The sequence below is a fragment of the Streptomyces sp. genome (assembly GCF_050698815.1).
Taxonomy (GTDB): Bacteria; Actinomycetota; Actinomycetes; order Streptomycetales; family Streptomycetaceae; genus Streptomyces.
In genome coordinates this window covers 1-5,968 of record NZ_JBOHCV010000041.1, presented here as the reverse complement: position 1 = coordinate 5,968, position 5,968 = coordinate 1, and the positions used below count along the sequence as shown (strand labels likewise).

The 5,968-nt window shown below is 68.2% G+C and carries 7 protein-coding genes and 2 pseudogenes; 6 read left to right on the top strand and 3 right to left on the bottom strand.

Features of this window, described 5'->3' with window-relative positions; translation table 11 throughout:
• Nucleotides 1-632: hypothetical protein (locus tag ACRDP3_RS01610; RefSeq protein WP_431514975.1), on the bottom strand; the 632-nt coding region annotated here is incomplete at its 3' end.
• Between the two features lie 112 nt (nucleotides 633-744).
• Here ACRDP3_RS01610 and ACRDP3_RS01605 point away from each other — a divergent pair.
• The 3 genes from ACRDP3_RS01605 to ACRDP3_RS01595 all read left to right on the top strand — a co-directional run bounded on the left by ACRDP3_RS01605 (nucleotide 745) and on the right by ACRDP3_RS01595 (nucleotide 2,771).
• Entirely contained in the window at nucleotides 745-1,989 is a 1,245-nt protein-coding gene (locus ACRDP3_RS01605; protein WP_431514974.1) for a plasmid pRiA4b ORF-3 family protein, read from the top strand.
• A 78-nt stretch (nucleotides 1,990-2,067) separates the two neighbouring features.
• Nucleotides 2,068-2,349, top strand: a complete 282-nt coding sequence (locus ACRDP3_RS01600; protein WP_431514973.1) for a CopG family transcriptional regulator — start codon at nucleotides 2,068-2,070, stop codon at nucleotides 2,347-2,349.
• On the top strand, nucleotides 2,346-2,771 hold the full coding sequence (locus ACRDP3_RS01595) for a hypothetical protein (RefSeq protein WP_431514972.1): 426 nt from the start codon (nucleotides 2,346-2,348) through the stop codon (nucleotides 2,769-2,771). Before ACRDP3_RS01600 ends, ACRDP3_RS01595 begins: the two co-directional genes overlap by 4 nt.
• A gap of 275 nt (nucleotides 2,772-3,046) precedes the next feature.
• On the opposite strand, the pseudogene ACRDP3_RS01590 reads toward ACRDP3_RS01595, so the two are convergent.
• Nucleotides 3,047-3,178: pseudogene (locus ACRDP3_RS01590) on the bottom strand (GGDEF domain-containing protein); the annotation flags it as partial.
• Nucleotides 3,179-3,259: 81 nt separating this feature from the next.
• Here ACRDP3_RS01590 and ACRDP3_RS01585 point away from each other — a divergent pair.
• The 3 genes from ACRDP3_RS01585 to ACRDP3_RS01575 all read left to right on the top strand — a co-directional run bounded on the left by ACRDP3_RS01585 (nucleotide 3,260) and on the right by ACRDP3_RS01575 (nucleotide 5,496).
• Entirely contained in the window at nucleotides 3,260-3,949 is a 690-nt protein-coding gene (locus tag ACRDP3_RS01585) for a type I restriction-modification system subunit M (RefSeq protein ID WP_431514971.1), read from the top strand.
• A 167-nt stretch (nucleotides 3,950-4,116) separates the two neighbouring features.
• Complete coding sequence (locus ACRDP3_RS01580; RefSeq protein WP_431514970.1) at nucleotides 4,117-4,584, top strand: hypothetical protein; 468 nt, start codon at nucleotides 4,117-4,119, stop codon at nucleotides 4,582-4,584.
• 78 nt (nucleotides 4,585-4,662) lie between these two features.
• Complete coding sequence (locus tag ACRDP3_RS01575) at nucleotides 4,663-5,496, top strand: transposase family protein (RefSeq protein WP_431514969.1); 834 nt, start codon at nucleotides 4,663-4,665, stop codon at nucleotides 5,494-5,496.
• 20 nt (nucleotides 5,497-5,516) lie between these two features.
• Here ACRDP3_RS01575 and ACRDP3_RS01570 read toward each other — a convergent pair.
• Nucleotides 5,517-5,968, bottom strand: a pseudogene (locus ACRDP3_RS01570) (hypothetical protein); the annotation flags it as partial.

Here is a 5,968-nt window from a genome sequence, read left to right as displayed (position 1 = left end):
AAGTAGAACGGCTTGCCGTCCCGGCCGAAGCCGATGACGGGCCTGTCGCCGGGCGGGGCGCCGAGGTGCACTACGGCGTCGGCGAAGCCGTCCGCGGGTTCGAAGCCGAGGCTGCGGGCGTAGGCGGCCGCATCGTGCACGATCGTCTGTGCCTGCTGCACGTCGATCGGCAGCGGGCGGTGCTCGAAGGCCGAGTAGTACATCGGCACGTACGTGGTCAGGGATCCGGACCCCATCACCTCAGGGTCGGTGACGTTCTTGACTCCCAGGCAGTACACGTCCACCAGAAACCCGGTGACGGTCACCCTGCTGGCACGTTCCTGGCGGGCCAGGAGAATCTGGGCGAAGCCGCCCGTGTCCGGGTCCGGCTCCTGGCCGAGAGGATCGGCCGCCGCCCAGTCCGGGACTTTGGCCATGTCCAGCCCCGCGCTCCAGCCCGCGTTGATCCAGCAGCCCACCACCGGCCGCTCATCCGGCGGGGTGTTCGCCAGTGCAGCCTCGGCGACCCGTCTGACCAGCGCGGTGGCTTGGGCCGGGCGCAGCCCCAACGCCTTCGCGATCTGCTTCGGCGCGCTGCCGCGCTCCCTCATCTCCCGAATCCTGGCCAGCAGTTCCTCGTCGCGCGTTGTCACCGTCACAGTCTGCCACTTCCGTGACACCCCACGCGAAGCGCAGGGTGCGCTGGCAGTGCTGCCATCCTGGGTTTGGGTGTTACGGGACACGAACCGGAATGGGCAGGTCGGCATGGGTGAGACAGCGGGCGGGACCGTCGAGCAGGTGCGAGCGTTGGTTGGTTGGGTCGGCACGGGCCGCAAGCTGACCCAGACCGGCCGTGTGACACTCGCCGACGCGCGAGCGCTGGTGGAGGTTCTGGATACCGGCGACCGGATGGACCCGGTGATCGGGGACCGCACGTTCAAGACGAAGTCCAGCGAGGAGCTGTACCACCTCACGCTGCTGGTCGAGTGGGCGAAGGCCGCACGACTGCTGCGGACCGCGGGCGGGCGCCTGCTGCCGGTGAAGAAGAACGCCAAACTGGTGGACCGCCCCGACGAGCTGCGTGGCGCGCTGTTCGCCGCGCTACCGCACATCGGCCCGACCGTGACGGTCTCCGGCTGGTTGGAATCCCTGTTCACCCATGAGTACGACCGGGGCCTGCGGGCGTTGCTGCAGCGGCTGCACGCGGCCACGGCCCCGGTGCCGCTCAGCGACCTATACGAGGTTGTGTGGCACGTGCTGAGCCCGCTGTACGTGCTCGACAACCTGTCCCCCGACCGCCTCCGGCATCTGCGCACCGCCAATGACCACGACGTCCAACGGGTCCTGAAGGCCCTCGCCCCCCTGGGCGCTGTCCATCTCACGGAGGACAGCGCCGAGTTGACGGCGGACGGCCGCGCCGAGACGGCCCGGATGCGCGGCGAGCCCGAGGCCGGCGACGCGGCGTTGCGGATCCTCGTCGAGCTCGCCGACGTGGATGGTCCCCGGGTCTGGCGGCGGCTGCTGGTGCCCGCCGCGGTCCGCCTGGACCGGCTCCACTCGGTGATCCAGGAGGCGATGGGCTGGCAGAACTGCCACATGCACGCGTTCACCATCGACGGCGTCCAGTATGGTCGTCCCGACGGCGAGCTCGGATTCCGCGATGAGCGCACCGCCACACTGGCCACCCTGCTCAAACCGGGCGCCCACTTCGTGTACACGTACGACTTCGGGGACTCCTGGGAGCACCTCATCACCGTGGAGCAGTTCCAGACAGCCTCAGCCGGGCTTCACTATCCGCACTGCGTGGACGGTGCCGGGACGTGTCCGCCCGAGGACTGCGGCGGCGCCCCCGGCTACAGCGATCTCAAAGTGATCCTCGCCGACCCGGCGCATGAGGAACACCACGCCATTCTGGTGTGGCTCGGACTTCGGTCCGCAGCGGAATTCACCCCTGACCGTTTCACGCCGGACGAGGCCGACGCGCGGCTGCTGCGCCTCACGGCACTATGAAGGACGAGCTGTCCGCCGACGCCACCATTCGCGGCACACACTGGTAAGGGAGTCAACACCAGGAGTATGGTCTCCTGTATGGCGACGACCAAGAAGGTGACGGTGACGATTCCCGAGGATCTCCTGGACGAGATCCGCGCGGAGGCGGCAGAGCGGGGCCTGTCGGCGTACGTCGCCGAGGCCCTGCGCTTCAAGCGCGACCGGGACCGGCTGCGGGAACTTGCCGACTGGCTGCAGGAGGAACACGGCCCCCTCACCGAAGAAGAGCGCATCGCAGCGTTCGAGGAACTGGAGGGTCTCGACGCCGAGCACGGGCGCCGCTGCGCCGCCGGAACGCGCGGCACTGGAGAGGCCGCGTGAAGAAGCGAGCCGGTGAGCGCGGGCAGCGACCACTGCGCGCCTTCGTACTCGACTGCGAAGCCCTGTCCCTGGCCGTGCGCGGCGACCGGAAGATGATCGCCTGGCTCGACCTCGCCGCCCGGGGTGAAGCCGAGGTAGAGACGTCCCCGATGACGCTGGTCGAGGCGTACGACGGCAGAACCACCGAGCAGCGCTGGGACTGGGTGCTCTCCCGGCTCAAGGTCGCCGACCTCGGAAAGGACGAGGCCCGCCAGGCCCGCCGCCTGCAGGCTGACGCTAAGCTGCATGGCCACAAGTACGCGATCGACGCGATACTCGCGGTCATCGCGCGCCAGCAGAAGGGGCAGGTCACCGTCTTCACCTCGGACGTGGACGACCTGGAGAAGCTGGTCCCGGACTCGATCGTCGTCAAGAAGGTCTGACCAGGCGCTCTGGTCTCAGTTCTGGTCTCGTTCACCCCCGTCCAGCGCCGTTCATCAACCGTCCGACGCTCCGCTCCGTCCCAGGTCAGACCGCCCCCATCCCGCCTCGAACCCCCGGACGAAGACTTGGAAAGCGTGTTGGGGGCAACCCCTCACGAGTTCGAATCTCGTATCCTCCGCCCAGCCTCACCGGGCTGTCACGAAGGCCCCGACCGCTCAGCGGCCGGGGCCTTCGTCGTTGCGTGGTCTCAGTTTTGGTCTCAGTTGCGCGGGGCAGGCAGCCGGGTCAGCGGATTGAGCCCCGCGGCCTCCTCGACCCGGGTCTCGGCAAGTGCCCGCACGAGGTTGGCGAGCCGCACGACGCCCACGCACCTGCCGTAGCGGTCGACCACAGCCTCACTGTCAGAGGGACAAAATAGGATGCCCGGCGGAAGCTCCACGGCCCCCTGAGATCGCCACCCGGACACGAGCAAGGACACCCCCAACTGATGGCAGTGACTCAGCAGGAGATCGAGAACCGGTTGTGGGACGCCGCCGACGAGCTGCGCGTGGCGATGCCCGAAGCGCAGTACTCCTCGGTCATCTTCCCTCTGATGTTCTGGAAGTACCTGTCGGATACCTGGGAGCACACCCACCAGACCTTCCTCAAGGAGAACGAGGACCTCGACCTCTCAGCCGAGGAAGCCGACGAGGTCGAGTACAGCAACTACCAGACGTTCAAGATCGTCTTCATCTTCCCTGGTACCGTCGCCGAGACCCGCGCCTCTTGGTCATCCATCCTCGCGACCGTCGCCCAGCACGGCCTCGGCCAGCGGGTTCGCGCTTCCCTCCAGGCCATCGAGTCGGCCAACCCTGACAAGTTCTCCCGTCTGTTCGGGTCCATGACATGGACCTCGGAAGCGGTCCTGCCGGGAGAGGTGCTGGCGTCGGTCATGCGGACGATGAACCGCGTCCCCAAGATGCACGAGGGCAACATGTCCCACGACGTGCTCGGGGGAGCGTACGAGTACCTACTCAAGCGGTTCTCGGACGGGTCCGGTACCCGTGCTGGCCAGTTCTTCACGCCGCGCGAGGTCGTCGAGCTGATCATCGAACTGCTGGACCCTAAGAACCACGAGTCGGTGTACGACCCGACCTGCGGGTCAGGCGGCATGCTCATTGACCTCGTTTCATCCTGAAGTTGCTGGTCACGGGTCTGGTGTGGCGGTGGTTGGGTGTATTCGTGCTGGCAGTACGGCGTGATCGTCGGGCTTGATCGTTTGTCGAGGATCCTTGGGTGACTGCCTGTTCTGCCCGCACGCCGGGTACGGGTGCGCCTACGATCCGTGTCGAAGGCGTCACGCGGATGGCAGGGGGATCGGTGGACTCGATACTGGAGCGGATCGGCGCGCGTCGCGCCTACCTCGCTGAGCAGGCCCAACTGCTGGGCAAGCAGCTGGCGGAGGCGGAAGCGGAGCTGGCCCGCGTTGCCGCGGCGGAGCAGGTCGTTGCGCAACTGCTCGCCGAGGACGCGGCAGCCGGGGAAGCGGCCAGGGGCGATGGTTCGGCCACGGCCACGGTCGTGGAGCCGGGGCGGGTGGTGCCCTACCGCAAGGATGCGGCCGGACCTGGCGATCTGTCGGCCGAGTACCAGCGGGTGCTGAAAGAGGTGGCCGCTGTGGGTGGCCCCGTGCGGTGCAAGCAGCTGTGCGAACGCCTCGGCATCGGGACCGAGCCGCGCAAGGTGGAAGCGATGCGCGCGCGGATGAAGCGCCTGGCCGACCGGGGCTGGCTGCGCGAGGGGGCGCCGGGACTGTTCACGATGCCGGGCTGATCCCGCCCCGGCACTGTGGGTGCCGGGGCGGCCGGATCCGACCGTAACGGTGCGGCCCCCGGCGGGTGTTGGCGTTGTGTGACGAACAACAACAGCCCGACCGAGGGCGCACCCCCACTGATTTACCGAGTCAAACTCCCCCTGTCCAGCGGCGTGGTGACACACGTCGCGGGCCTGATCCGGGTGCGGCGCAAGGCGATCGACTCGCGTTGGCGCAAGCTGAACCCGGGACGACAGGCCCTGCTGGTCCTCGCCTTCCTACGCCATGACCAGCGCCTTTGCGATCTGGCCGGCGGCAACGGCCTCTCCGCCGCCACCCTGCGGCGCTGGGTACTGGAGGTGATCGAACTGCTCGCCGCGAAGGCCCCGCGGCTGGACCGCGCCCTGAAGAAGATCGCGAAGGCCGGCGGTGAGATCGTGCTGCTTGACGGCACCCTGGTCCGCACCCGCAGACGCACCGGGGAAGAGAACCGGCCCAACTACTCGGGCAAACATAAAGCTCACGGCCTGCTCTTCCTCGCGCTGACCGACGAGAGGGGCAACCTGGTGTGGATCTCGGCGGCCGCTCCGGGGCGCTCGAGTGAGATCACCACCGCCCGCCGCAACAAGATCACCGCCCAGTTGCGCGCGGCGGGTCTGGGCGCGATCGCCGACCTCGGCTTCGTCGGCCTGGACGACGACCCCGACGACCCGGTGATCATCACTGGGCGCAAGGCTGCCCGCGGCAAGCCGCTGACCGCCGCCCAGAAGGAGGCAAACCGGCTGGTCAGCCGCGAACGCGCCGCCAACGAACACGGCTTCGCCGACCTCAAGGCATGGCGCGTGCTGACGAAGGTCCGCATGAGCACGGCACACGCGACCACGCTGCTGCGGGCCCTGCTGGTGCTGACCCAACTCCAGACCACCCGCTGACAAACGATCAAGCCCGACGATCACGCCGTACTGCCAGCACGAAGACACCCAACCACCGCCACACCAGACCCGTGACCAGCAACTTCAAGATGAAACGAGCTCATTGCGCGGGTGCGGCGCCGGTCGAGTCCGGCGATGTTGAGGGCGTGGTTGAGGTGGTCTTCAGCGGCGTCCAGGTCGCCGAGTTGGGCGAGGATCATCCCTGCCTCGTGTGCCCACCGGCCTGGCGAGTAGTGGGCCGCCCACGACTCTCCGGGATCATCCGGGCCGCGTTCGATCGCGGTCTGGGCGGTCGCCAGCGATGCGGTCGCGGTTCGCCGGTCAGCGTCCAGGGCGGCGGCGTTGGCCAGCGTCGTTTGGTAGTAGGCAGTGGCTCGGGGGCTGTCGAGGTGACGGGCGTGATGCACGCACCTCTCCGACAGGCGCACAGCAGCGGCCCGGTGTCCCAGGTCGATGGCTTGAACAGCCATAC

Bases quoted from the DNA above. Each gene is read 5' to 3' on its own strand.
- ACRDP3_RS01585 (WP_431514971.1), top strand. From the start codon at position 3,260: ATGGCAGTGACTCAGCAGGAGATCGAGAACCGGTTGTGGGACGCCGCC.
- ACRDP3_RS01605 (WP_431514974.1), top strand. From the start codon at position 745: ATGGGTGAGACAGCGGGCGGGACCGTCGAGCAGGTGCGAGCGTTGGTT.
- ACRDP3_RS01580 (WP_431514970.1), top strand. From the start codon at position 4,117: ATGGCAGGGGGATCGGTGGACTCGATACTGGAGCGGATCGGCGCGCGT.
- ACRDP3_RS01600 (WP_431514973.1), top strand. From the start codon at position 2,068: ATGGCGACGACCAAGAAGGTGACGGTGACGATTCCCGAGGATCTCCTG.